Annotated in this window: 20 protein-coding genes and 1 pseudogene; 10 read left to right on the forward strand and 11 right to left on the reverse strand. The window is 70.3% G+C overall.

Features of this window, described 5'->3' with window-relative positions:
• The first annotated feature begins 199 nt into the window (after positions 1-199).
• A pseudogene (locus ACZ56E_RS05710) lies at positions 200-1,118 on the forward strand (LysR family transcriptional regulator).
• Between the two features lie 13 nt (positions 1,119-1,131).
• Here the strand turns inward: ACZ56E_RS05710 and ACZ56E_RS05715 are convergent.
• Positions 1,132-1,707: a DUF6328 family protein gene (locus tag ACZ56E_RS05715; RefSeq protein ID WP_471211378.1), complete on the reverse strand. Its 576-nt coding sequence runs from the start codon at positions 1,705-1,707 to the stop codon at positions 1,132-1,134.
• A 292-nt stretch (positions 1,708-1,999) separates the two neighbouring features.
• Here ACZ56E_RS05715 and ACZ56E_RS05720 point away from each other — a divergent pair, with 292 nt between their 5' ends.
• From ACZ56E_RS05720 to ACZ56E_RS05755, 8 genes are all read left to right on the forward strand, one after another.
• Entirely contained in the window at positions 2,000-2,992 is a 993-nt protein-coding gene (locus ACZ56E_RS05720) for a LacI family DNA-binding transcriptional regulator (protein WP_471211576.1), read from the forward strand.
• 205 nt (positions 2,993-3,197) lie between these two features.
• On the forward strand, positions 3,198-4,532 hold the full coding sequence (locus ACZ56E_RS05725; RefSeq protein ID WP_471211380.1) for an extracellular solute-binding protein: 1,335 nt from the start codon (positions 3,198-3,200) through the stop codon (positions 4,530-4,532).
• A 12-nt stretch (positions 4,533-4,544) separates the two neighbouring features.
• Entirely contained in the window at positions 4,545-5,531 is a 987-nt protein-coding gene (locus ACZ56E_RS05730; protein ID WP_471211578.1) for a carbohydrate ABC transporter permease, read from the forward strand.
• Positions 5,528-6,364, forward strand: coding sequence for a carbohydrate ABC transporter permease (locus ACZ56E_RS05735; protein WP_468306772.1), 837 nt, complete (start codon positions 5,528-5,530; stop codon positions 6,362-6,364). Before ACZ56E_RS05730 ends, ACZ56E_RS05735 begins: the two co-directional genes overlap by 4 nt.
• A 66-nt stretch (positions 6,365-6,430) precedes the next feature.
• The gene (locus ACZ56E_RS05740; RefSeq protein WP_471211382.1) at positions 6,431-8,686 is read left to right on the forward strand and encodes a beta-glucosidase; all 2,256 of its coding nucleotides are present in this window, start codon (positions 6,431-6,433) and stop codon (positions 8,684-8,686) included.
• A gap of 87 nt (positions 8,687-8,773) precedes the next feature.
• Positions 8,774-9,736, forward strand: a complete 963-nt coding sequence (locus ACZ56E_RS05745) for a glycoside hydrolase family 6 protein (RefSeq protein ID WP_471211385.1) — start codon at positions 8,774-8,776, stop codon at positions 9,734-9,736.
• A gap of 103 nt (positions 9,737-9,839) precedes the next feature.
• Entirely contained in the window at positions 9,840-10,283 is a 444-nt protein-coding gene (locus ACZ56E_RS05750; protein WP_471211387.1) for a DUF6299 family protein, read from the forward strand.
• 135 nt (positions 10,284-10,418) lie between these two features.
• Entirely contained in the window at positions 10,419-11,849 is a 1,431-nt protein-coding gene (locus ACZ56E_RS05755; protein WP_471211389.1) for a vanadium-dependent haloperoxidase, read from the forward strand.
• Positions 11,850-11,905: 56 nt separating this feature from the next.
• Here ACZ56E_RS05755 and ACZ56E_RS05760 read toward each other — a convergent pair whose 3' ends face one another.
• From ACZ56E_RS05760 to ACZ56E_RS05800, 9 genes are all read right to left on the reverse strand, one after another.
• Entirely contained in the window at positions 11,906-12,772 is an 867-nt protein-coding gene (locus ACZ56E_RS05760) for a helix-turn-helix domain-containing protein (RefSeq protein WP_471211392.1), read from the reverse strand.
• A 63-nt stretch (positions 12,773-12,835) separates the two neighbouring features.
• Positions 12,836-13,360, reverse strand: coding sequence for a MaoC family dehydratase (locus ACZ56E_RS05765; RefSeq protein WP_471211394.1), 525 nt, complete (start codon positions 13,358-13,360; stop codon positions 12,836-12,838).
• A 26-nt stretch (positions 13,361-13,386) separates the two neighbouring features.
• Positions 13,387-14,361, reverse strand: coding sequence for an SMP-30/gluconolactonase/LRE family protein (locus ACZ56E_RS05770; RefSeq protein ID WP_471211396.1), 975 nt, complete (start codon positions 14,359-14,361; stop codon positions 13,387-13,389).
• Positions 14,362-14,435: 74 nt separating this feature from the next.
• Positions 14,436-15,275, reverse strand: a complete 840-nt coding sequence (locus tag ACZ56E_RS05775) for a fumarylacetoacetate hydrolase family protein (RefSeq protein ID WP_398304771.1) — start codon at positions 15,273-15,275, stop codon at positions 14,436-14,438.
• 13 nt (positions 15,276-15,288) lie between these two features.
• Positions 15,289-18,219 (reverse strand): FAD-binding and (Fe-S)-binding domain-containing protein, encoded by a 2,931-nt coding sequence (locus ACZ56E_RS05780; RefSeq protein ID WP_471211399.1) that lies wholly within the window; start codon positions 18,217-18,219, stop codon positions 15,289-15,291.
• A 47-nt stretch (positions 18,220-18,266) separates the two neighbouring features.
• Positions 18,267-19,130 carry an alpha/beta fold hydrolase gene (locus ACZ56E_RS05785; protein ID WP_471211400.1) on the reverse strand — a complete coding sequence of 288 codons (864 nt, stop codon included), beginning with the start codon at positions 19,128-19,130 and terminating at the stop codon, positions 18,267-18,269.
• A gap of 51 nt (positions 19,131-19,181) precedes the next feature.
• The gene (locus ACZ56E_RS05790; RefSeq protein WP_471211402.1) at positions 19,182-19,907 is read right to left on the reverse strand and encodes an alpha/beta fold hydrolase; all 726 of its coding nucleotides are present in this window, start codon (positions 19,905-19,907) and stop codon (positions 19,182-19,184) included.
• Positions 19,908-20,172: 265 nt separating this feature from the next.
• The gene (locus ACZ56E_RS05795) at positions 20,173-21,048 is read right to left on the reverse strand and encodes an alpha/beta fold hydrolase (RefSeq protein ID WP_471211405.1); all 876 of its coding nucleotides are present in this window, start codon (positions 21,046-21,048) and stop codon (positions 20,173-20,175) included.
• 50 nt (positions 21,049-21,098) lie between these two features.
• A complete protein-coding gene (locus tag ACZ56E_RS05800; RefSeq protein ID WP_471211407.1) occupies positions 21,099-22,841 on the reverse strand; it encodes a pyruvate dehydrogenase in 1,743 nt (580 codons plus the stop codon).
• 299 nt (positions 22,842-23,140) lie between these two features.
• Between ACZ56E_RS05800 and ACZ56E_RS05805 the strand changes: the two genes are divergently transcribed.
• Positions 23,141-23,566 carry an SsgA family sporulation/cell division regulator gene (locus tag ACZ56E_RS05805; RefSeq protein WP_471211409.1) on the forward strand — a complete coding sequence of 142 codons (426 nt, stop codon included), beginning with the start codon at positions 23,141-23,143 and terminating at the stop codon, positions 23,564-23,566.
• Positions 23,567-23,577: 11 nt separating this feature from the next.
• On the opposite strand, the gene ACZ56E_RS05810 is transcribed toward ACZ56E_RS05805, so the two are convergent.
• Positions 23,578-26,415, reverse strand: a complete 2,838-nt coding sequence (locus ACZ56E_RS05810) for an AAA family ATPase (RefSeq protein WP_471211411.1) — start codon at positions 26,413-26,415, stop codon at positions 23,578-23,580.
• Between the last annotated feature and the right edge of the window lie 22 nt (positions 26,416-26,437).

A 26,437-nucleotide genomic window follows, 5' to 3' on the forward strand; every position in this document is an offset into this window, starting at 1 on the left:
TGTCCTCCTGATTGCGATGGCTCTAATCTGGACCCGCCACCCGCGATCAAGGAAATAGATCCTGTGGATGGTCGGCATCCACGCGGCGAATTTCCGCAGGTCGTCGCCGTACAGCTAGAGAAACAGCCAACGAAACAGCCAGCGAAACAGCCGGGAAAGAGCTAGGGAAAGAGCTAGGGAAAGAGCTAGGAATGCGCCCGTGAATCTCAGTCGTCTGGATCTCAATCTCGTCGTCGCCCTGCGCGCTCTGCTGGAAGAGCGCAACGTCACCCGTGCCGGGCAGCGCGTCGGCCTCAGCCAGCCGGCGATGAGTGCGGCGCTGGCACGCCTGCGCCGCCACTTCGACGACGACCTGCTGGCCCGTGTCGGCGGCCACTACGAACTCACCGCCCTCGGCCAGGTGCTCCTGGCCCGCGTGTCCACCGCGTACGACCTGCTGGAGCGCCTCTTCGCCAGCCAGGCGTCCTTCGATCCGGCCAGGGAGAGCCGAGAGTTCACACTGGTGGCGTCCGACTACGCGGTGGCCGTCTTCGGCGCCGAACTCGCCCGGGTCGTGCACGAGGAGGCTCCCGGCATCCGGCTGCGTTTCGCGCAGACCCCGACCACCGTGGTGGACGCCACGGACACACTCCTGAGCACCATCGACGGACTGCTCATGCCGCACGGCGTCATCAGCGACTTCCCGGCCACCGACCTCTACCAGGACCGGTGGGTCTTCCTGGTCGCCGACGACCACCCGAGCATCGACGACCGGCTGACCCACGAGGACCTGGCCCGCCTGCCCCTGGGTCACCTACCAACGCACCTACGACGCACCGGCCGTCCGGCAGCTCGGCATGCTGGGCATCGAACCCCGGGTCGAGGTGTCCGTCGAGAGCTTCCAGATCATGCCGCTGCTGGTCGCGGGCACCCAGCGCATCGCCCTGATCCAGGCCCGCCTCGCCCGGCTCCTCGCGCCGCTCGCCGCCGTGCGCGTGGTGGAGCCACCGTACGAGGCGGTGCCCTTGCGGCAGGCGTTGTGGTGGCACCCCGTACACACGCATGACGCGGCCCACATATGGCTCCGGGAGACCGCGGCCCGCGTCGGTGGTCGCATGGCCGACGCCTCGGAGGGGTGAACCTCGCGCAACCTCAGTCTTCGCGCGGCTGCGTCGTCCGCTGTGCGGCGCGGTGCCGCAAGCGCAGCGGCAGCGCGAACCAGCAGATGCCGAACCACAGCATGACGCCGCCGACGAGGGCTTCGGCGAGCGGGCCGGGCACCACGATGCGCAGGATCAACAGGAGCGTGCAGCCGATGGTCAACGCGAGGAGGACCATGCCGCACATCATCAGGCGCCCCGCGGTCTGCACCACCTCGTCCTTCATGCGCTGACCGGACAGGAAGCGGTGGATGGAGACAGGCGCTATCAACGATCCCGTGGCCGACGCGCCCAGGACCACAGTGACGACGTAGACCACGCGGTCGAACGTCTCCAGCTCCCGGAACAGAGGGGTGAACGCCACACTGAGCAGGAATCCGAAGAGGATCTGCACGCCCGTCTGGGCGACACGCGTCTCCTGCAGAATCTCGTTCCAGCGGCGGTTGACCCGCTCGCGCGCGGACTCCGGCGCCTCGGTACCGCCGCACTCCTGGCCGTCACTGTCGTGACGCGGACAGCGGACGGCGTTCTCGTCCGTCGGCTCGGCCGGTCGTTCCGTCATGGTCATGGCATCCTCCCGTTCCCAGGGAAACCGGATGCCCCGTTCGATTCCTTCCAACCTGACGTCGCACCATCCGGATGTCTTACGGTTTCCGGAAGGCGTCCGGACTTTCCGGGGGGCCAGTGACGGGGAGGTGGGGACGGTGGCCGGGGAAGGCACGCAGCGCAAGGCGGCAACTCAGCGCAAGGCAGCCACTCAGCGCAAGGCAGGAGCCCAGCGCAAGACGGGAACCCAGCGTCAGACAGTCGGTCAGCGCCAGACAGGCTCACGGAGCCCGGACGGGGCGGCGAAGGTCACGATCGCCGAGATCGCCCGGGAGGCCGGCGTGTCCGTGCCGACCGTCTCGCGCGTCGTCAATGGACGTTCGGACGTCTCGTCGGCGACCCGCGCGCGGATCGAGGACCTGCTGCACCGGCACGGCTACCGGCGCCGCCCGGCCGCGCCCGGCGCCCGGGCGGCACTGCTCGACCTGGTCTTCAACGACCTGGACAGCCCGTGGGCCGTCGAGATCATCCGGGGTGTGGAGGAGGTCGCACACGAGGCAGGTGTCGGCACGGTGGTCTCCGCGATCCACGACCGGGCGGGCGCGGCGCGGCAGTGGATGACCAATCTGCGGGCCCGTGCCTCCGACGGAGTGATCCTCGTGACGTCGGTGCTCGAACCGGGCCTCCACGACGAACTGCGGCGTCTGGGCGTGCCGTTGGTGGTGATCGACCCGGCCGGTTCCCCCGCCACCGAGGCGCCGACCGTCGGCGCCACGAACTGGGCGGGCGGGATGGCGGCGACCGAGCACGTGCTCCAGCTCGGACACCGGCGCATCGGGTTCATCGAGGGCCCGCCGCGGCTGCTGTGCTCACGGGCCCGGCTCGACGGCTACCGGGCCGCGCTCGACGTGGCCGGGGCCGCCGTCGACGACGCGCTCGTGGTGCCCGGTGACTTCTACCATGAGTCCGGATTCACCGGCGCCGGACGGCTGTTGGACCTCGCCGAACCGCCGACCGCGATCTTCGCCGCGAGCGACCAGATGGCGCTCGGCGCGATCGAGGCACTGCGCCGTCGCGGCCTCCGCGTGCCGGAGGACATGAGCGTCGTCGGCTTCGACGACCTGCCGGAGGTGCGCTGGTCGTCGCCTCCCCTCACGACGGTCCGTCAGCCCCTGTCCGACATGGGCAAGGTGGCGGCGCGGATGCTGCTCGACCTCGCACGGGACGTCGAGCTGGCGTCGCCGAGGGTGGAACTCGCGACCGAGCTGGTGGTCCGCGCGAGCACCGCGCCACCGCGCCACGTGTAGCGCCACCGCGCCTCGCGTAGCGCCACCGCGCCCCGAGTAGCGCAACAGCACCCCGCCTAACAGCACAGCGCCCCGCGTAGCGGAACAGCACCCACCGGGGGCGTCAACGCCCGTTTCTGTCAGGGCCGTTGACGCCCCCGACGTATACCCGTAACTTCCATGGCCACTTCTCGATAATTCTCGGAACTATTCCGGAAGGTGCGTCATGCCAGCCTTCGACCGAGCCGCCACGTCCGCGTCCGGCGCCGCGTCAACAGCTCTCTCCCGCCGCCGGTTCCTGGGGGCCGCGTCGGCGGTGGGGCTGGGCGCGGCCGGCCTCTCCGCCTGCTCGGACTCCGGGTCCACCACCACCGACAGCGAGGGCAGGACCGTCGTGGAGTGGTGGAACATCCAGACCACGGAGCCGTCGAAGTCCGTCTGGCCCGAGCGGGCCAAAGCGTTCGAGGCCGAGCATCCCGACGTGCGCATCAAGCTCGTCACGATGGAGAACGACGCCTACAAGTCGAAGATGACGGCGCTGACCAGTTCCGGAAAGCTTCCGGACATCTACCACACGTGGGGCGGTGGTGTGCTCGAGCAGCAGATCGACGCCGGTCTTGTGGAGGAGCTGACCCCGTCCATCCGGCCCTGGGCGGACACGCTCATGCCGGCTTCGCTGAAGCCGTACGAGACCGACGGGAAGACGTACGCCGTGCCCTTCGAGATCGGAGCGGTGGGCTTCTGGTACAACAAGGCGCTGTTCGCCGACGCCGGCGTCGAGGCGCCGCCCGCCACCTGGGTCGATTACCTCGACACGGTCGAGAAGCTGAAGAGCGCCGGCATCACCCCCATCGCCATCGCGGGCAAGGAGAAATGGCCCGGCATGTACTACTGGGCCTACCTGTCCATGCGGATCGCCGGAGTCGACGGCATGCGGAAGGCCGCTGACGCCGAGGACTTCACCGGCGACGACTTCGTCAAGGCGGGCGAGCACCTCAAGGACCTCGTCTCGCTCCGGCCGTTCCAGAAGGGCCACCTCGGTGCCGCGTACGCCACGCCCAACGGCGAGGCGGCCACCATGGGCAACGGCAAGGCGGCCATGGAGCTGATGGGCCAGTGGGCGCCCGTCGCGCAGGCCGACGCGGGCAAGGGCATCGGCGAGGACCTCGGGTTCTTCCCGTTCCCCGCGGTCGACGGCGGCAAGGGCGCCCTCACCGACGTCTTCGGCGGCGGAGGCGGCTACGCGGTGCGCAAGGGCGCGCCCGAGGCAGCCATCGACTTCCTGCGGTTCTTCATGACGGCCGAATCCGACCGCATCCTCGTCAAAGAGGCCTCGATCATGCCGGTCGTCAAGGAAGCGACGAGCGCTCTGACCGACCGCAACCTCAAGCTCGTCTCCGACACCGTCGACAAGGCCACCGGCTTCCAGCTCTACCTCGACCAGGCATACCCGCCCGCCGTCGGCCAGGAGATCAACGACTCGGTCGCCGCCCTGATCGCCGGTTCCAAGTCGCCCGAGCAGGTGGCCCGTTCGATCACCCAGGTCGCGAAGAGTCAGTGACCGATGACCGATATGACCTCCACGTACGTGAAAGCACCCGAGCCCGCCGCCCCACCGCGGCAGCCGGACAGGAGGCCCGCCCGGCCGAGGGCCCGCCGGGTCGCCGACTGGCTGACCGCCGTCTGCTTCACCCTGCCCGCCCTGCTCCTGTTCGGCGCGCTCGTGCTCGCCCCGATCCTGTACGCCCTCTACGTCAGCCTCTTCAACTGGGGTGGTTTCGGGTCCCCTTCGGACTACGTCGGCCTCGACAACTACAGCCGACTCCTCCACGACCCGGTCTTCCTCGGTGACCTGTGGCGCGGCCTGCTGCTCGTACTGTTCTCGGTCTGCGTGCAGCTGCCGTTCGCGCTCGGCATGGCCGTGCTGCTCAACCGGAAACTCCGCGGCCGTGCCCTGTACCGCGTGCTGTTCTTCGCCCCCTACGTCCTGTCGGAGGTCGTCACCGGCGTCCTCTTCTCCATGATCTTCGCACCGGACGACGGGCTCGCCGACAAGGTGCTCGGCTCGGTCGGCCTCGACGGCCTCGGCGGTCTGTGGTTCGCGGACCAGGGCCATGTGCTGCCGACGCTGTTCCTCGTCATGACGTGGAAGTACTTCGGCTTCCACATGATGCTGTACCTGGCCGGACTGCAGGGCATCCCCGCCGAACTGCACGAGGCGGCCCGCATCGACGGCGCGAACGCCTGGCAGCGCTTCCGCCACATCACCCTGCCGCTGCTCGGGCCGACGGTCCGCATCAGCGTCTTCCTCTCCGTGATCGGCGCCATCCAGCTCTTCGACCTGGTGTGGGTGGTCACGCAGGGCGGCCCCGACCACCACTCCGAAACCATGGCCGTGACCATGTTCCAGTTCGGCTTCAAGCGCTACCAGATGGGCTACGCCAGCGCGATCAGCATCGCCATGTTCCTCATCAGCCTCGTCTTCGCCCTCGTCTACCAGCGCTCCGTGCTGCGCCGCGACACCCAAGGAGCCCTCACCACCATGCGAGCCTCCCGATGAGCGCGGGCGTGCGCAGGAAGCTGCGCTCCGTGCCGCTGTACGTGACGTTGTGGCTGGTCGGCGCCGTCATGGTCACGCCGCTGCTGTACGCGTTCGTCTCCGGGTTCAAGTCCACCGACCAGCTCTCCCGCAACACGTTCGGCCTGCCCTCGCCGTGGGTGACGTCCAACTACACCGACGTACTGGCCTCCGGCTCGTTCTGGCGGATGCTCGGTGCCTCCACACTGATCGCCGTCGGCACGACCGTGCTGACGGTGGGCGCCGCGGCCCTCGCCGCCTTCGCGCTCGCCCGTTTCGCCTTCCGCGGCCGGGAGGTGCTCTTCACGCTCTTCGCCGTGGGGCTGATGTTCCCGTTCGCCGTGGCGATCCTGCCGCTGTTCGTCCTGCTGCGCACCTTCGGACTGCTCGACAACCCCTGGGGCGTGATCCTGCCGCAGGCCGCGTTCGGACTGCCCATGACCATCGTCATCCTGCGCGGCTTCTTCCGGGAGATCCCCGGCGAACTGGAGGAGGCCGCCACCCTCGACGGCTGCTCCGCGTTCGGCTTCTTCTGGCGGATCCTGCTGCCCATGGCACGGCCCGCGCTCGGCACCGTGTCCATCCTCGCCATCGTCGGCAGCTGGAACAACTTCCTTCTCCCGCTACTGGTGTTCAGTGAACAGACCTGGTGGACGATCCCCATCGGCGTCCAGCAGTTCCAGGGCCAGTACGGCACCGACATCGCCCGCGTCTTCGCCTATCTCGTCCTCGCCATGGTGCCCGCCCTCGCTTTCTACGCGGTCGCCGAACGGCAGTTGATCGGCGGCATCACCACGGGCGCCACCAAGGGCTGAGCCCCCAGGCGCGAACACGCCTTTCCCATGACGCACTTGACGCACTTGACGTACTTGAGGAGTTCCATGGTCGAGCCATGGCAGGACACCACCCTGCCCGCCCACGTCCGGGCGGCAAACCTGCTCGCCCGAATGACCACCGAGGAGAAGACCGCTCAGCTGACCAGCGTATGGATCGGCGCCGACGTCGATGCCGACGGCGCCGGAGTCTCCGATGTCGCCCCCGGCCAGCACACCTACGCGGCCCGCAGCGCCGCCCTCGACGCCCTGCTGCCCCACGGCCTCGGCCACCTCACCCGCCCCTTCGGCACCGTCCCCGTCACACCCGCCGAGGGCGTCGCCCGCCTCGCCGAACTACAGCGCACGATCCAGGCCGGCAACCGGTTCGCCCTGCCCGCGATCGCCCACGAGGAGTGCCTGACCGGGTTCACCGCCTGGCAGGCCACCATCCTTCCGACCCCGCTGGCCTGGGGCGCCACCTACGACCCCGCGCTGATCACCGAGATGGCGCAGGCCGTCGGCGCGTCGATGCGGGCCGTCGGCGTCCACCAAGGGCTCGCCCCGGTCCTGGACGTCGCACGGGATCCGCGCTGGGGCCGGACCGAGGAGACGATCAGCGAGGACCCCTACCTCGTCGGCACCATCGGCACCGCCTATGTGCGCGGCCTCCAGTCGGCGGGGATCGTCGCCACGCTCAAGCACTTCGCCGGATACTCGGCCTCGCGCGCCGCCCGCAACCACGCGCCCGCCTCGCTCGGCCCGCGAGAGCTCGCGGACGTGATCCTGCCGCCGTTCGAGATGGCGGTACGCGACGGCGGCGCCCGCTCCGTGATGCCCGCCTACAACGACGTCGACGGCCTGCCCGCCCATGCCGACGGCGGACTGCTCACGCAACTCCTGCGCACACAGTGGCAGTTCACCGGAACCGTGGTGTCGGACTACTACGGCGTCTCGCTCCTCGAAGAGGCGCACCGGATCGCCGCCGACGAGGGCGGTGCCGCGCGGCTCGCGCTCGCGGCCGGTGTAGACGTGGAGCTGCCGGCGGCGCGCTGCTTCGACCCCGCCGACCCGCTGCCCGAGAACCTGCTGGACCGTGCCGCACTGCGCGTGCTCACGCAGAAGTGCGAACTGGGGTTGCTCGACCCCGACTGGGAGCCCGCCACGGACGCAGCGCCTGCCGCGGAAGGCGCGACCGTGGACCTGAACCCCCCGCATCTGCGGGAACTGGCGAGCAAGGTCGCCGAGGAGTCGGTCGTCCTGCTCGCCAACGACTCCGGGGTGCTGCCGTTGGGTGCCGGGCCGCGCATCGCCGTCGTCGGCCCGCTCGCCGACGAGCAGGCCGCCATGCTCGGCTGCTACACATTCCCCCGGCACGTGGGCGTGCACCACCCCGAGCTGCCCACCGGCGTCCACGTGCCGACGCTCGCCGAGGCGTTGCGCGCCGAGTTCCCGGACGCCGTGTTCCTCGACGATCCGGCAGCGGCCGACGTCTGCCTGGCCGTCGTCGGAGACCGGTCGGGCCTGTTCGGCCGCGGCTCCTCGGGCGAGGGCTGCGACGCCGAAGATCTTCAACTCCCGTACGGCCAGGGCGAGATACTGGACCAGGCAATGGCCTCCGGAGTGCCGGTCGTCATCGTCGTGCTCAGCGGAAGGCCGTACGCAGTCGGCCGCTGGGCCGACCGGGCCGCCGCCGTCGTCCAGGCGTTCTTTCCCGGGCAGGAGGGCGGCGGCGTCGTCGCGGGCGTCCTCTCCGGCCGTGTCACCCCCTCCGGGCGCCTGCCCGTCGGGGTGCCGCGCAACCCGGGCGGTCAGCCCGCCCCGTACCTCGCACCGCCGCTCGGCCGGCACGGCTTCCCCAGCTCCGTGGACCCGACACCCCTGTACCCGTTCGGGCACGGCCTGTCGTACACCACGTTCAGCTGGAGCCAACCGGTGTGCGACGCAACGGAGTTCACCACCGACGGCGAGACCGCGCTGCGCCTGACCGTCCGCAACACCGGCCACCGTCCCGGAACCGACGTCGTCCAGCTCTATCTGCACGACCCGGTCGGCACCGTCGCCCGCCCCGAGGTCCGCCTCGTCGGCTACGCCCGGGTGCCGCTGGAGCCCGGCGCGTCGGCCGAGGTGCACGCCACGTTCCCCGCCGACCTCGCCGCGTACACCGGCGCCGACGGCCGTCGCGTCGTCGAACCCGGCGCCCTCGAACTCCGCGTCGCCGCTTCCAGCGCCCATGTCCACCACACCGTGCCGCTCACCCTGACCGGCCCGGTGCGCGAGGTCGGACACGAGCGCCGGATGTGGTGCGAGACGCGGGTCAAGTAGACCGCAGGGAAACAGCCGCTCCGCAGGTCCTGAACCGCGCACCACCGACCGTCCGCCGCATTACTGTCAGAAAGCCGAGGTATTTTCATGCGCCGCAGACTGCTCGCACTCTTGACAGCGCTCGTCTCGCTGCCGCTGGCGCTCACTGCCGCACCGGCCCACGCGGCCGACCCGACGACCATGACCAACGGGTTCTACGTGGACCCCGACTCGAGCGCGAAGCGGTGGGCCGCCGCCAACCCCGGTGACGGCCGGGCGCCTGCGATCAAGGCTTCCATCGCCGACACCCCGACGGCCCGCTGGTTCGGTTCGTGGAGCGGCAGCATCGGCACCGCCACCGGCGCGTACGTCGGCGCCGCGGACGCCCGGGACAAGCTGCCCCTCCTCGTCGCCTACAACATCTACAACCGCGACTACTGCGGCGGGCACTCCGCGGGCGGAGCCCCCTCACCGGCCGCCTACGCGGACTGGATCGCCCGGTTCGCCGGCGGCATCGCCCACCGCCCGGCCGTCGTCGTCCTCGAACCGGACTCCCTCGGGGACTACGGCTGTATGACCCAGGCCCAGATCGACGAACGCGAGACCATGCTCCAGGGCGCGCTCACCGAGTTCAACCGCCAGGCCCCCAACACCTGGGTCTATCTCGACGCCGGCAACCCGGCCTGGGCGAGCGCGGCGACCATGGCCCGGCGCCTCCACGAAGCCGGTGTCCGACAGGCCCACGGCTTCTCCCTCAACGTCTCCAACTACCTGACCACGGCCGAGAACACCGCGTACGGCAACGCCGTGAACAGTGAACTCAAGGCCCGTTACGGCTACACCAAGCCGTTCGTCGTGGACACGAGCCGCAACGGCAACGGTTCCAACGGTCAGTGGTGCAACCCCGCGGGTCGCCGCATCGGCACCCCCACCCAGCTGGGCGGTGGCGCGGAAATGCTCCTGTGGATCAAGGTCCCGGGGGAGTCCGACGGCGACTGCGGCGTCGGAGCCGGCTCCTCGGCTGGTCAGTTCCTCCCCGAGGTTGCCTACAAGATGATCTACGGCTACTGATCCGGGACACGACACAAATCGGGTCAATGAGTGCCGGGTGGATGGCATCCGGGTATATGTGGAACTCCTCGTTCCGAGCGCCCCTACGCCATGAGGAATTCACATGTCCTTGCGACAGGTCACCGCCACGTCCATCGGCACCGCACTGCTCCTGCTCACCGCTCCGGTCACCGACGCGTTCGCCGTTCCCCAGGTTCTCCGGCTTCCCGGGGAAACGGTGACCGTGGACCGGACCGGCAGGCTCGCCGCGGACGGCACCGTCACTCTCTCCGGCACCTACCGCTGTTCGGGTGGAGCGGGCCCGGTCTTCGTGTCTTCCTCGGTGCGCCAGAGTTCCGCCGTTGTCCGACACGGCATCGGCGGCACTCGCGCGGTCTGCGACGGCGTGGAGCACCGCTGGCAGAACAGCGGCCGTACCGCATCCAAGCTGGAACCGGGCGCGGCTCATGTCGAGGCGACCGTGATGGAGCTGGACACCCGCAGCGGCCTCCCGCTGCCGAGGTTCCACGCGATTGGGCGGCAGGACATCACCCTCGTGCGCGTCTGACAAGTTTCGGACAAGCATCTGGCCGGGGCCGGACATTCCGCCGGGAGTGGTCTGTGCCATCGGTGCGTTGGGGCGAGGATCTCGCCGCCACCGCTCCGGTGGAGCTCGACACGGACCGTCCCAGGGGGTTTGAGCATGACCGCGCACATACGGACCGGCAACGGCAAGCGGACGGCACGCTGGCGCCGGACTCTGGTGGTCGCCGCGGCTCTGACCGCCGCGAGCACCACGCTGACCGCGGTGCCGCAGCAAGCCCATGCGGCGCTGCCGCCGCAGACCATCGCGGACCCGGTGCACTTCTGGAACGACGTGCTCATGGAGGTCGTACGAAGAGAGGGCGGTGGTCCCGGCCCGATGGCCAGGTCCGCCGCGATGCTCAACGCCGCCATCTACGACGCGGAGTCCTCGTACCAGCTCAAGTGGAAGGGCAAGATCACCTCCGAGCCCTACATACGCGCCGACAAATACGCGGGCTGGGTAGAGGGGCCTGACGAGGAGGAGCGCGTCGTCGGGCGGACGGCGTACAACATTCTGCTCGGGCTCTACCCAGAGCAGACCCACTACCTGGACGCACGGTTCCGCGAACGCTTCGGCACCGAGCCGACCGGGTTCGACCTCCTCGACACCACGATCGTCGGGCCGATGGTCAAGCAGATGCGGGACGCCCGGCACGCCGACGGATCCGACAACGACGAGAAGTACGTCGCGGACAACAAGCCCGGCGCCTGGCGGCCCACCAGCTACCCCGACATGGTCGACCCCGGCTGCAACCAGGCCAGCCAGGCCGTGACCCCGTTCTGGGGGCAGGTCAAACCCTTCGCGCTGACCTCGGGCTCGCAGTTCCGGCCGCCGACTCCCGGCCTGTACGGCACCTACGAGAAGCTGCTGGCCAGCGACGCGTACAAGCAGCAGGTCGAGGTGGTGCGCAAGGCCGGCGCCGACGAGCCCACCGCCAGGACCCCCGCGATCAACCGCACCCCGGAGCAGGAAGCGGTGGCCTGGTTCTGGGCGAACGACGAGGACGGCACGTACAAGCCGCCGGGGCAGCTGCTCCAGGCCACGCGTGAGGTCGCGACCCAGCAGAAGCTCAACACGTACGAGAACTCCCGTCTGTTCGCGCTCGTCTCCATCGCGATGGCGGACGCCGGCATCGCGGTGCGGGACGTGAAGTACCTGACCCCGATCGACCTGTGGCGGCCGGTCTCCGCCATCCGCGACAGCGGCCTCGACCCCCAGTGGAAGCCCCTGCTCAAGACACGGGCGGGAGTCAACGTCACCCCGTGCTTCCCGGCCTGGGCCTCCGGACACGCCACCTTCGGCGCCGCCTGGGCCGGCGTGATGAAGCGCTACTTCCGCAACGATGACATCGCCTTCACCATGACCACCGACGAACCGCAGTCCCCGATCAAGTCGCGCTCCTTCACCAGCTTCAGCCAGGCCGCCCAGGAGGACGCCCAGAGCCGGGTCTGGCTCGGCGTCCACTTCCCGTGGGACGCCGAGGACGGCCTCGTACTCGGTGACAAGATCGCCAACCACGTCTACACGACCAAGCTGCGCAAGCTCTGACGCTCGGTCCTGGCCGACCCAGCCCGGCAGCCGGTCGGCACGACGACCGGCTGCCGTCACGCCGAAGTCTGCCACTCCGTGGGCGACATGCCGTACGTGGCCCGGAACACCCGGCTGAAGTGTGACGCGCTGGCGAAACCCCAACGGTGCGCCACGGCGGCGACGGCGAGCCTGCGCTCCGGTGCCCGGCTCAGCTCGTGTCGGCAGGCCTCGAGTCGGCGCAGCCGTATGAGCCGGCTCACTGTCGTGCCCTCGCTCCGGAAGAGCTTGTGCAGATAGCGGACGGAGATGTGGTGGGCGCGCGCGATCGACTCCGGTGAAAGGTCCGGATCGGCGAGGTGCAGCTCGATGAAGGTCCGGATGCGTGAGAGCGTCGTCTGCGCACCGACGTCTGAGGCGTCGGCGTGCTCCTCCTCGACGAACTCCGTGACGAGTGCGGCGAGGAGATCCACGGCGTTGCGGGCGAGCCGGTGGCCGATGCGCGTCTGGTGGAACGCCGTCTCAGCGGCGAGCGCGGAGAGAAAGCTCGACACCAGCGCTCCCACACCGTCTCCGCAGCGGAGAGGCGCCCCCATGACCCGGCGCAGATCGGACTCGGCGACCTCCAGGTGGCGTCGCGGCACACGGAAGACCGTCAGCCGGAACTGCTCGCCGAAGCGAGGGGCGTCACGCAGCCGCGTGTCGCAGAAGACCATGTCACCCGGTTGCAGGAAGGCGTCGCCTCCGTCGTGACAGACCGCGACTGAACCGTGGACATGCAGGGCGACGTACAGGACATCTTCGTGGCCGGCCTCCGACAGCCAGGGCGGGACGGCGGTCTGCCTGTCGTCGGAACACAGCACGGAGGCCCGCAGCGAGCCGAGGCCGTCCGTGCCGGTCACTTGTCGACGACGCATCTGCGGTCCGGTAAAGATTGCTGACATGTGGGCAAGCGTGCCTTCGCGCCGGGGACGGACGCATCAGTCGGCCGACTGGTCTGCCGTACGTTACGTCGCCTCCTCACTTCGCCGCCGCAACAGGTACTTGTGCCGGCCGGACAGCACGAGCTCGCCGCGCTGGTTGTGGATGGTGGCCGCGGTGACCACGACCCCGTTGTCGTCCTGATGCTCCAGGCCGGTGATGGTGAGCGCCGGGTACAGGGTGTCTCCGGAGTGCACTTCGGCCAGGAAGGTGCAGGACAGTTCGAGGAAGCTGATGAACACCTCTCCGATGAAGTGGGGGAACAGGGTGGCGCCCGGCGCGGTGAAGGCGAGCACCTGCAGGCCGTGCACCACCGGTGCCGAGTGCCCGTGCTTGCGTGCCCATTCGGCGTCGTAATGCACCGGGTGATTGTCCGCGGAGACGGTTTGAAAGGCCGCGGCGTGAGCGTCCGTCAGGGTGCGGCTGGGGGCTCGGAAGACTTCACCGACGCGTAGGTCCTCGAAGGTTCTGGCCGGGACGACCAGGAATGTTCCGGGGTCGAACTCGGGCGGCTCGGTGACTGGTGCCTGCCGTGTTTCCTGCTGGGTCATCGGCTCTGTCCTCTCGTTCGGGGTCTCTAGCGGGCCGGGGTGATCCGGGCGGCCAGGAGGTTGGGGTCGTTGTTGGTGAAGTAGGCGCCGCTGGCGATGTAGGCCTTGTTGCCGCGCACGGCGAGCGAGGTCGGGTTCTCCAGCCCGTCGGCGCCGGTCAGTACGACGGTGTGGCTGCCGTCCGGCCTGACGCGGGCCACCTCGTTGTCCGCGTTGATCGCGGCCAGGAGCGTGGTGCCGGGGCCGGTGAACGCGAAGTCGTCGATGTTGGTCAGGCCGGTGGCCCGGGTCTCGACGCGGCCTGCGGCGCCGTACCGGGTGAGGGGGATGCGCAGCACGGTGCCCTTGTCCAGGTTGGACACCCAGACCGCTCCCTTGTGGACCTTGATGCCGTTGGCTCCGAGGAACCCGGTGGCGGCCAGTTCGGGTGCGGTGGCCCACCGGGCGGGCTTGCCCCCGGTGACGGGTACCCGCCACACCGTGCCGAGGACCGAGTCGGCCACGTACAACCGGCCTTCGTGCCGGTCGAGGGCGAGGCCGTTGGGCAGACCGTCGGCCGGGAGCGCGGCGATGCGCTGCGGGGTGCCGCCGGGGCGCAGACGCCACAGTCCGGTCAGGTCGCTGCTGCCGGTGGCGTACAGGAAGTACAGGGTTCCGTCATGGGTACGGACGATGCCGCCGAGGAAGGGCGAGGAGAGGGCAGGGGTCTCCGCGCCGGCCGGGGGCTTGGGGAGAGTGGCGAGGACCTGTACGCGGCCGTCGCGGTGGACGCGGGCCACTTGACGGCTGTAGGCGAAGGTGACGACGGCACTGCCGCCGGGCTCCAGGGTGATGTTCTCCGGGCGCTGTCCGTCGGCCATGTTCAGGTGGGCCATGAAGCGCACGTGCGGCTTCGGGGCGGCGGTGGCCGCCGGCGTGGGGCCGGCCGTGGTCATGGTGAGCGCCACCGCGACGGCGGAGGCCAGGAGGCCGGTGCGCGTGCCTGTCAGGAATCCGGGCATGGGGGTCTCTTCTCTTTGTCTTCGATGGGTGGTCGATTACGGGAAACGCGGGAAACGCCGGAACTCGGAGAGGGTCAGGCGACGAACCGTTGTCGGAGTTCGCCGATGCCCTCGACGGCACTGACGAGCTCGTCGCCGACGGACAGCCAACGCTGAGGCGTGCGGCCGAGGCCGACACCGGCCGGTGTGCCGGTGAAGATGACGTCTCCCGGCAGCAGCGGCAGCACATCGGACAGCTTGGCGACGAGGGCCGGCACGGAGAAGATCAGCTGCCGGGTACGGCCACGCTGCACCTCCTCACCGTTGACGGCGCAGGTCAACTCCAGGTCGTCGGGGTCATCGAACTCGTCAGGGGTCACCAGCCAGGGGCCCGTCGGGGCGAAGCCCGGGTAGGACTTGCCGAGGCTGAACTGGGGGGCAGGGCCGCCCATCTGCAGGACGCGTTCGGAGATGTCCTGGCCGACCGTCAGGCCCGCGACGTGGTCCCAGGCGTCGGCTTCGGGCACCCGGCGCGCTTCCTTGCCGACAACCACCACCAGCTCCACCTCCCAGTCGGTGTGGCTGTCCCGTGGCAGCGTCACCTCGGTCACCGGGCCGGTGAGAGCGGTCGCGAACTTGGTGAAGACCGGCGGCATGCCCTCGGGCGTGGTGAATCCGGCCTCGACGACGTGCTCCCTGTAGTTGAGCCCGATGGCGAAGAGCTGGCGCGGGGCCGGTGCAGGAGCGCCGAGGTCCGCGGGGTCGAAGGGGACGCCGTCGAGGTCGGCCCGGGCGGCCCAGGTGCGGAACTCGTCCCAGCGGGAGTAGACCGCCTGTGGGTCGGAGGAGAACAGGCCGCCGCTGGCGGTGTGCACGTCGGCTGCCAGGCCGTGGGTGATCACGACCAGTCGGCCGGCGAGATGGGCGATGCGCAAGGCGAGCTCCCTGTCAGGTGGAAGGTCGGGTGGCACGTTCCAGTGCGAGCAGCACGGATTGGTAGGGGCGGCCCGTGGCGTGCTCCATGCCGAGCTCGCAGGTGCGGTTGGCCGACAGATAGGCGTCAAACGTGCCCGAGGAGACTTCGGCTGCCTCGTGTGCTGTCGCCGCCTCGGTCAGTTCCTTGTGCAGCAGCCCCCGGTCACCGGCGAAGCCGCAGCACTCCGCGTAGACGGGCACGCTGACGTCCCGCGCGATGAACTCGGCGACGGCCCGCAACTGGTCGACGTCCTTCAGGTGACGCATGGAGCAGGTGGGGTGGAGCACCGCGCTGTCGATCGGGTCGGTGACGTCGAGGTGCGGCAGCAGTTCGGTGGCGGCCCAGACGACGGAGTCCACCACGGTGAGAGCGCGGTGTCTGCGCGCGTTCTCGGCCGTCAGATACGGCGTGACCTCCTGCCCGATGCCGAGTGTGCAGGACGACGCGTCGACGATGAGCGGCAGGCGTCCGGCGTCGGTCCACTCCCAGGCCCGCTGGACGATGCGGTTCGCCATGACGGTGTTTCCGTCGTCGTACCCCTTGGAGTGCCAGATGGTGGCGCAGCACGAACCGGCCATGTCCGACGGTATCCACACCGGCCGCCCGGCACGCCGGGAGACCTCGACGATCGCCTCGGGCAGGGTAGGCCCGGCCACGCCGTCGGGTCCCGCGAAGATTCGGTTGACGCAGGCGACGTAGTAGACGGCAACGGCTGTCCCGCGGTCCGCGCCGGGCAGTTGCGTACGCGCCGGGGACGGTACGGCGGAAATCCACGCCGGCACCAGGTCGGGCGAGACCACCTTGCGGGCGGCGGAGGTGACGCGTCCCAGGACCCGGTCGCCGACATGGTCCGCGATGCCGAGGGCGGTCCTGACCGATGACTCCACGAGGGAGAACCGCTCCGCGACCCGGGCAGCGTTCCGTTCCTCCCGCTCGGAGTGCCGCTGGTGGCGGAACGCCTTCATCATGGCGCCGGTGTCGATCCCGACCGGGCAGGCCGTCTTGCAGGTCGAGTCGCCGGCGCAGGTGTCGACCGCGTCGTATCCGTAGGACTCAAGGAGGCTCTCCAGGGCGGCGGAGCCGTTGGGCTGGCGCAGCATCTCGCGCCGCAGGACGATCCGTTGACGCGGCGTGGTGGTGAGGTCGCGGCTCGGGCAGACGGGCTCGCAGAAGCCGCACTCGATGCACGGGTCGGCGACCGCCTCGATGGTGGGGATGGTCTTGAGTCCCTGGAGATGGGCTTCGGGGTCGCGGTTCAGGACCACGCCGGGGGCGAGTACCCCCGCGGGGTCGAGGGTCTGTTTGACCTGCCACATCAACCTGGTCGCACGCACACCCCACTCGGCTTCGAGGAACGGCGTCATGTTGCGGCCGGTGGCGTGCTCGGCCTTGAGCGAGCCGTCGAACCGGCGTACCACCATGGTGCAGAACTCGTCCATGAAGTCGGCGTAGCGCTCGACCTCCTCCGGACGGGCGGCGTCGAAGGCGAGCAGGAAGTGCAGGTTGCCGTGGGCCGCGTGGCCGGCGACCGCGGCGTCGAAGCCGTGTCGGCGCTGCAGCTCGGCCAGGGCCTCACACGCCTCGGCCAGACGGGCGGGCGGTACCGCGAAGTCCTCGGTGATCAGCGTGGACCCGGCGGGCCGTGCCTTGCCGACCGCCGTCATGAACGCCTCGCGGGCGTGCCAGTACGTCCGGATCGTGGCCGGGTCCTCGACGAAGCGGTTGGTGACGGAAGCCACCGGGGCCACCAGCGTCAGGTTCGCCAGGACAGCGGCGGCGGCCTGCCGGTGGGCCTCGCGGGCCGCCGCGTCCGGGGCGCGGAACTCCACGAGGAGTGCCGCGGTGTCCCCTGGGATGTCCGCCCAGTCGGCGGGGACTCCCTCGACGCTCGCACAGGCACGGAGAGTGTTGCCGTCCATCACCTCCACGGCGCGGGCTCCGGCGTCGTTGAACAGCGGTACCGCGGCCGCGGCGGCGGCGAGGTCGGGGAAGAACAACAGCGCCGTGTGGGTGAGCCGGTCCAGGGAGACCGTCCGGAACACCGTCTCGGCGATGAAGCCGAGCGTGCCCTGGGAGCCGACCATCAGCCCGCGCAGGATCTGCACGGGGGTGGAGCTGTCCAGGAAGGCGTCGAGACGGTAGCCGTTGGTGTTCTTCAACGCGTACTTCGCGCGGATCCGGGCGACCAGCTCGGTGTCGGCCTCGATCTCGCCCTTCAGCGACAGCAGCCCCGCCCACAGCTCGGGCTCGGCCTCCCGGAGGCGCGCGTCGGCGTCCGGAGCCGCAGTGTCGACAATCGTGCCGGACGGCAGGACCAGGGTGAGGGACGACAGCAGGCGGTAGGAGTTGCGGGTGACTCCGGCGGTCATGCCCGAGGCGTTGTTGGCGACGACCCCGCCGACGGTGCAGGCGCTGGAACTCGCCGGGTCGGGGCCCAGCAGCCGGCCGTGACGGGACAGGGTGATGTTGGCGCGTCCCACGGTGGTACCCGGCCCGATCCTGGCTTCCTTCCCGCCGTCCAGCACCTCGACGCCGGTCCAGTGGCGGCGCACGTCGACCAGGATGTCCTTGCCCTGGGCCTGGCCGTTGAGTGAGGTCCCGGCCGCCCGGAAGACGATCTCGCGGTCCTGCTCGTGGGCGTACCGCAGCACCGCGGCCACGTCCTCGACGTTCTCGGCGATCACGACCACTTGGGGCACGAAGCGGTAGGGGCTGGCGTCCGAGGCGTACTTCACCAGGTCCGACAGGGTGTGCAGCACCTTGTGGGAGCCCAGCAGGCGGATCAGGTCGTCCCGCAGGGCCTCGGGAGTACCCGACGCCCGTTCGTCGGGCACCCGGTCGGTGGCAGAGGGGCGGGTCTGCCGCGGGCGCAGCTTTCCCGGTTCCGGATCGAGCAGGGCCATACGGCTCTCCTTTCCATGGCGAGGTATGTCGTCCGGGGGCGGCCCGGTCAGTGGTGGGAGCGGACGGAGCGGACCGCGCGCAGGATCAGGCCGGTGACGGGGCCGGGATCGCTCACCGCGGCCGCGTGCGGGGCGCGGACGGTGACCGTGTGGGCGCGGGCACGCTTGGCCATCCAACGCTCGGCGGCCGGCGGGATGTTGCGGTCCTCGGTGGCCACGAGGTACCAGCTGGGGATCTTCTTCCACGCGGCCGCGGTGGCCGGTTCCTGGAGGGCCGCCAGGGTGATCGGACGCTGTCCGGTGGCCATGACCTGGGCGGTCTGCCGGGGGACACCGGCCGCGAACTGCTTGCGGAACAGGTCCTTCTTGATGACCAGTTCCTCTCCCTGCCCGCCGTCGGGCAGCGGGTAGTACTGCGTGGCGGTCGCCTGTCCCAGCGTGCTGCCGGGGAACTTGTCGGTGAGCTGGAGCGCGCTCTCCCCGACATCGGGCACGAACGCGGCGACGTAGACTAGTGCCTTGACCCGCGGGTGGCCGGCCGCGGCCTGGCTGATGACCGCTCCGCCGTAGGAGTGCCCGACCAGCACGATCGGTCCGGTGACGCTGTCGAGCACGCTGCGGATGTAGGCGGCGTCGCTCGTCAGTCCGCGCAGGGGCAGGGCCGGTGCCAGTACGCGGTGGCCCTGGTGCTGCAGGCGTTCGACGACCGCGCTCCAACTGGAGGCGTCGGCGAACGCGCCGTGGATCAGGACGATGGTGGGCGCGGCCGGGCGCCCGTACCGGTCGGCGGGGCGGTCGGCCGTGGCCGGCTGTGCGGCTGATGCGGCCTGTGCGGCACCGGCGGTCCCCAGGGCGGCGGCGCCGGCCAGGAGGGACACGGTGACGGTGCGGCGGGAGATCGGTGGGTTCATCGTTCAGCTCTCTGGGAGGGGTGGAGGATCTGCGAAGGGGTGGGTGCGGCGTCAGCTGGAGGTGGCCCGTACGGCTTCCTCGATCAGGTCGACGACGCGCTCGGGGTGGGCGAGCATCACCAGGTGGGAGGAGTCGACCTCGACGGTGGTCATGCCGGCGCGCTGGTAGCCGTAGCGCTCCACGTCGGGGTTGATGGTGTGGTCGGACGACGCGACCAGGCCCCAGGACGGCTTGGTCTTCCAGGCTGCGGCCGGGGCGGCGTCGGCGAAGGCCTGTGCGGCCAGCGGTCGCTGGGACACGGCGAGGACGGCGGCGAGCTCCGGGTCGACGTCGGCGGCGAAGATGGCGGGGAACTTGTCGGTACGGACCGACACGTCGGTGCCGGGCGTCGTCGAGCCCTCGATGGGGAAAGGGGTGTAGACGAGCGCGGCGGCGAGGTCGCTGTCCGGGAAGCGGCCCTGCAGCTCGCCCAGGCTCTCGCCCTTCTCCAGGGCATAACCGGCCAGGTAGACCAGTGCCTTGACGTTGTCCTCGGTACCGGCGACGGTGATGACGGCGCCCCCGTAGGAGTGGCCGACCAGGACGACAGGACCGGGGATCTGCCGGACGACGGAGGCGACGTAGGCGGCGTCCCCTATCAGGCTGCGGTTGGGCACGGCCGGGGCGACCACGTCCAGGCCGCGGGCGATCAGCCGGGGGATGACCTGGGCGTAGCTGGAGGCGTCGGCGAAAGCGCCGTGCACGAGGACGACGGTCGGCTTGGCGGAACTGGGCATGGGAAACTCCCTCATCAATGGGGTGGTGGGGTGGGGTTGGGTGTTCGGCGGGGATGCCGTGAGGCGGCGTCGGGGAAATACCGCGAGATGTCGCGGGTCCCGCCCCCGGTGCCGGTTGCGTGCGTTGTGCGCTGACCGGATGTGAGTAACTCTAGGGACGGCCGGCCGGGGTGTTTGTCTGTCAGCGCCCTGTCTGTGGCCTGAGCGTGTCCACGTCGGCGGGCGCGCTCTTCCCGGGGCCGGGACCCGGGATACGGCGTCCCGGTCAGCCGTTCCAGTCGGCCAGGAAGTCGAGGAGTTCCCGGTTGACGACGTCGGGGCGTTCCTCCTGGCAGAGGTGCCCGCACTGGGCGATGGGCACGCCGCGGACGTCGCGGGCGATGCCCTTCCATACGTCCAGGACGTCGTATGCCTGTCCGACGGCGCTGAAGTCCTCGCCCCACAGGGTCAGCACCGGGCAGTCGATGAGCTGGTCGGCGTCCTCCCGGTCCTGGGCGACGTCCTGGGGTGCGGCTCGGTAGTCCATGCAGGATCCGCGCACCGCGCCCGGCTGCCGGTAGGCGTGTACGTAGACGGCGATCTCCTCTGGAGTGAGCATGTCGGGGTTGTACGACCAGCTCCGGTAGAAGTGGGTGAGCCAGATCTCCTCACGGCCGGAGATCAGTGCCTCGGGAAGGTCGGGCACGCCGAGGAAGGTGAAGAACCAGTACCCCTGCCGGGCGAGGCTCACGTCGTAGGTATCGGCGATGATCCGGGTGGGGATGTTGTCCATGGCCACGAACCTGTCGATCCGGCCGGGGTGGTCCTTGGCGAACCGGGTGCCGACGCGCGCTCCGCGGTCGTGGCCGACGAGGGCGATCCTCTCGTGCCCGAGATGGTCCATCAGCGCGACGATGTCGTTGGCCATGGTCCGCTTGTCGTAGCCGGAGGCGGGCTTCTCCGTGTCTCCGTAGCCGCGCAGGTCCGGAGCGATCACGGTGAACCGCTCGGCCAGTACGGGTATTTGCTTGCGCCAGCCGTACCAGGTCTCGGGGAAGCCGTGCAGCAGGTAGACGGGCGGGCCCTGCCCGGCGGTCACCCAGTGCTGCCTGATCCCGTTGAGTACGGCGGTGTGATGTGTCGTGCCGGTCGGGTCTTCCATGTGTGTCCAGTCGGTTCGGGGGATGGGGCTGCCGGGCTGGTCCCGGTCTCTCATGGCCGCGGCATGTTCCGGATGTTCGCGCGGGCGAGGTGCACCATGCGTCCGACACCACCGGTGAGGACGGTGCGGCTCGCCGACAGGGCGAAGCCGGTGAGTTGCTCGGAGGTGATCTTCGGCGGGATCGCAAGTGCGTCGGGATCGGTCACCACGTCGACCAGGGCGGGCCCGTCGTGGTCGAAGGCCGCACGCAGCGCGTCACGCACCTCCGAGGGCTTCTCGACGCGAATGCCGCGCGCACCGGCGGCCGTGGCGATGGCCGCGAAGTCCGTGTGCGGATAGCCGGTGCCGTACGGCGGCAGCCCGTCCACCAACATCTCCAGGTCGACCATGCCCAAGGAGGAGTTGTTGAAGACGACCACCTTCACGGGCAGTCCGTACTGCACCAGCGTCAGGAAGTCGCCCATCAGCATGGAGAAGCCGCCGTCGCCCGAGAGCGACACCACCTGACGCGTCCGGTCGAGGAACTGCGCGCCGATGGCCTGCGGCAGGGCGTTGGCCATCGAACCGTGCACGAAGGAGCCCAGGATGCGGCGGCGGCCGTTCGGTGTCAGGTAGCGCGCGGCCCACACGCAGCACATCCCGGTGTCCACGGTGAACACCGCGTCGTCGGCGGCCTCTTCGTCGAGGACCGCCGCCACGTACTCGGGGTGGATGGGGGTGTGCTTGTCGACATCGCGGGTGTAGGCGCCGACGGCGCCCTCCAGGGCGTGGACGTGCCGGTCCAGCATCCGGTCGAGGAACCGGCGGGACGGCTTCTCCCGCACGGCCGGGGTCAGGCACCGCAGCGTCTCGCGGACGTCTCCCCACACGGCGAAGTCCAACTGGGTGCGGCGGCCGAGGCGTTCGGGCTGGATGTCGATCTGGACCGTTCTGACGTGCCGGGGCAGGAAGTTTGTGTACGGGAAGTCGGTGCCGAGGAGTATCAGCAGGTCGCACTCGTGCATGGCCTCGTAGGCGGCGCCGTATCCCAGCAGTCCGGACATGCCGACGTCGTACGGGTTGTCGTACTGGATGTGTTCCTTGCCCCGGAGCGCGTGGCCGACCGGGGACTTGACCTTCTCGGCGAACGCCATCACCTCGGCGTGGGCGCCGGCGACACCCCGGCCGCAGAACACGGTCACCGTCTCGGCGGCGTCCACCAGCTCCACCAGCCGGGTCAGGTCATGGTCGGCGGGACGGATCGCCGGCCGGTCCAGCGGCATCGCGAGTTCGGCCCCGCCCACCGGGGACTTCTCGGCGGCGACGTCTCCCGGCAGCGACACGACGGACACTCCGCGCCGCCCGACCGCGTGCTGAATCGCCGTCTGCACCACCCGCGGCATCTGCCGGGGCGAGGAGATCAGCTCGGAGTAGTGACTGCACTCCTCGAACAGCCGGTCAGGGTGCGTCTCCTGGAAGTAGCCGGTTCCGATCTCGCGGCTGGGGATCTGCGCGGCCAGCGCGAGGACCGGAGCCATCGAACGGTGGGCGTCGAACAGGCCGTTGATCAAGTGCAGGTTTCCCGGTCCGCAGGACCCCGCGCACGCCGCCAGCCTGCCGGTGAGCTGGGCTTCGGCGCCGGCGGCGAAGGCCGCGACCTCCTCGTGCCGGACCTGGACCCACTCCAGGGCGTCGTGCCGTCTGACGGCGTCGACGACGGGGTTGAGGCTGTCGCCCACCACCCCGTACATGCGGCGCACTCCGGCGCGGGCCATGAGGTCGACGTACTGCTCGGCAACGGTCTGTTTGGGCACGGGTGCTCCTCGGATGGTCGCTCACGGGGCGGTGGCCACGCTAATGAGGAGCCGGGCGCAGCAGTTGTCCCTCCGTGCACTGTTCGGGGCCCGGCAGTGCACCACGGCAGCGCTCGGCTTTCGGCCCATGAGCGCCGGACGACCACCGGTCGAATTCGAGTCGCATTCGTGGAGACACGATCCGGAACACAGTTCATTCATGGGCCATGTTCCGTGCGTTCCGCGACAACCTGTGCCAGCCACCGAAATTTATGGTCGAGCGTAGAAAACCGCTTCCGCAATCATTCTTTGGGGCATTCATGGATCAGCGTCTCAGCACGGTCACGTACGCGGTGACGGCGCGCGTCAGCGTTCCGAAGGGCATGCCCGCACCGTTGCCCGCGGAGCTGCACTACGACATGACGGACCCCTACGCCGTCCGTCTTTCCCTCGGCGCGCCGCTGACGAGACCCGTCGACTGGGTGTTCGCCCGGAAGCTGATGACCGAAGGACTGCACCGGCCGACCGGCTCAGGTGACGTGCTGGTCATTCCCCGGCACCGCTGCCATCGGAGCTTCCTGCGCATCGTCCTGAGGAACACCAGCAGCACGGCGTTGGTCGAAATGGCGGTTCCGGAGGTGGCCATGTTTCTCCGGCGGACCTTCGCGCTGGTGCCCGAGGGAGCGGAGAACCTCCACCTGGACCTCGACCGCGCCATCAGCGAGCTCACCGGTGGGAGGGGCTGACGGAGGTCCGGTCAAGGGCTGAGGACGTCCCGCAACTGACCGCGTCCCGTGATGCCGAGCTTCGGGAAGATCCTGTGCAGGTGGAAGCCGATGGTGCGAGGGGACAGATAGAGCCGGGCGCCTATCTCCCGGTTCGTCAGCCCCTCGGCGGCCAGTTGGGCGATCTGCAGCTCCTGCGGCGTCAGACCGGCCACGGCCTCCGGGGCGGTGGAGGCCCCGACGGCCACGCCGGCCGCGCGGAGCTCGGCGATGGCACGTTCGGTCCACGGGCGGGCATCGAGCCGCTCGAACACCTCCAGGGCACTCGCGAGCAGCGGGCGTGCCTCCGCAACCCGGCGGCGACGGCGCAGCCATTCGGCGAAGTCCAGCTGCGCGAGGGCGCGTTCGAAGGGCCACCGCGCGCCGGCGGGGTCGGTGAGCGCCGAAAGGAAGTGCGGCTCAGCGTCGTCGGGTGGGCTCAGGAGCGCCGTGGCACGGTGCACGATCGTGGCCAGGCGGCTGGAGCGTGGCGTGCCCACGTGGTCCACGACGGCTCGGAGCACGGCCCGGGCGTCGTCCGCCCGGCCGACGCGCACGGCGGCCGCGGCGAGATCGGCGAGATGGTAGGGCGAAGCGTGGTGGTGCACGGGGACGGGAGGGGAATCCTGCGTGAAGACGCGCCGAAAGTGCTCGTATGCCGCTCCGTGGTCGCCTTCCGCGAGCGCCGCCATGCCGAGCGCCTGGCAGTGCCGGACGTACAGACTGCGGGACTTGCCCAGCTCGACGCCGCGGACGGCCGCTGCGGCCCGCTCACGCGCACCGGCGTGGTCACCGCGGACGGCACGCAACGTGGCCTGGAGGATCGGCGCCCCCACGGCGACGTTCTCCGCCCCGGCTTCCGCGGCCAGGGAGTAGGCGTCCTCGGCCGCGGACCAGGCCGCCGTCCATGCCCCGCTGTCGAAGAGGGCGAGGGCGAGTGCCTGCGTGACCGTGCAGTTGGCGCCGGCCGTGGCGGCCGGGCGGTAGTGGTCCATGGCCCGGCCGAGGAGCCGTACGGACAGGTCGGTCTCGTCCAGGATCCAGGCGGTGGCCCCCAGCATGGTGAGGTCGCCGAGCGTGGTGGGGTCCGAGACCGGGCCCTCCCAGGAGGGGCCCGCCACGTCGCGCAGACGTCGCAGCGCCTCTTCCCGCTCCGTGAAGGGGTGGGCGACCGCTTCGGCCCACAGCCTGTCGCTCCGGTCCGGCTGCAAGGGGATCAGGTCACCGACGCGCTGGAGTTCGGCGCGGTAGAAGGGGTCACCGGAGTTGTACGCCGGAGTCGCCGCCGTCCCCAGCGCGTCCAACGCCAGGGCGGGCGCCGCGGTGGCCATCGATTCGGCGACCGGCAGCAGGAAGCGCAGCGCGTCCTCATGGCGGAGGGTGACGGACAGCGACCAGCCTCCGCACAGGGAGGCCTCGGCGAGCAGCTCGGGATCTTGCGTCAGGGGGCCCACCCGGGCCGCGATCTCGCCGACCCACTGGGGATATCCGGCGAACATGGCGGAGACGGCGGCGGCGAGCAGGCGCCGGGCGCGACGCTCGGTGTCCGGGGTGAGTTCGGCCGCTCGTTCCAGCGCGGTGGCCGCTGCCGCGTATCCGCCGCGCCGCCGGGAGCGCTCGGCGCTCTGCGCCAGGGCGTCGGCGACCTCCTCGTCCGGGCCGAACGCGGCCGCGGCGAGGTGCCTGGCTCGACGGTCGGGCTCGTGTGCGAGCGCGGCGGCGAGTGTCAGATGGGCCTCACGGCGGTCGGCGAAGGAGGCGGCCTGGTGGATCGCGAAGCGGATCAGCGGATGGCGCAGCCGGACGTCGCCGTTCTCGACTCGGACGAGCCGTGCCTCCTCGGCGGGCCGCCACACCTCGGGGTCGTCCAGGCCCGGCACGGCGTGCAGGACATCGGAGAGCTGGTCCGTGCCGGCGGCCGCCGCCAGGAGCAGCGCGTGCCGGGTCTTGGGCGGAAGTCCCGGCAGCTCGGCCGCGAACAGCCGCTCGAGCCGGGTGGTGAGGGGCAGAGCGTCGACCGCACCGGGCTTGTGAAGGCTCCGCCCCTCGGCGAAGGCCTGGGCGAGTTCGATGAGTGCGAGCGGGTTGCCTGCGGCCTGTTCGATGATCTGGGCGCGTGCCCTGCCGCGCGGCGGGCGCGCTTGGTCGTCCAGTAGAAGGCCTGCCTCCGCCCCGTCGAGGGGGCCGGTCGCCAGATGGGGGAAGTCGCGGTCGAAGCGCGCCGGCACCGACTCGTCCCGTGCCGCGAGCAGCAGGGCGATCCGTTCGCCTTCGAGACGCCTGGCGACGAACGCCAGCACGTCCAGGGAGCAGACGTCCAGCCACTGGGCGTCGTCGACGACGATGAGCAGGGGCCGTTCCGTCGCCGCCTCGGAGAGGAGGGTGAGCACCCCGGATCTGATCACCAGCGGCTCAGGGATCTGCTGCCCGGCCCCGTCGCCTGTGTCGTCACCGTCGGCCCTGCCGCCGGCTCCGTGGGCGATACCGTCACCGTCGTCCATACCGAACGCGTGTCGTAGGGCCTCGCGCTGACGCGTCGGCAACCGGCCGATGTCGTGGAGGACGGGGCGCAGCAGTTGGTGCACTCCCGCGAAGTCGAGGCTCTGCTCACCTTCGCAGCTGCGTACGCGGAGCACCCGCCTTCCTCGTGCCGCTGCCAGGTCGGCGGCGTATTCCAGCAGGGTGCTCTTGCCGGCACCCGGCTGACCGGTCAGCACCAGCACCTTCGCGCCGGGGCCGTCCGCGGCGTCGACGAGTCCGCCGATCCGCTCCCGTTCACGGGCCCTGCCGCGGATGCTCCGCGTGTGTGCCTCCACGGCGCCGACGTCCATGTTCTCCCCAGTCCCGCCCCAC

Source organism: Streptomyces sp. NPDC039480, from assembly GCF_055597165.1.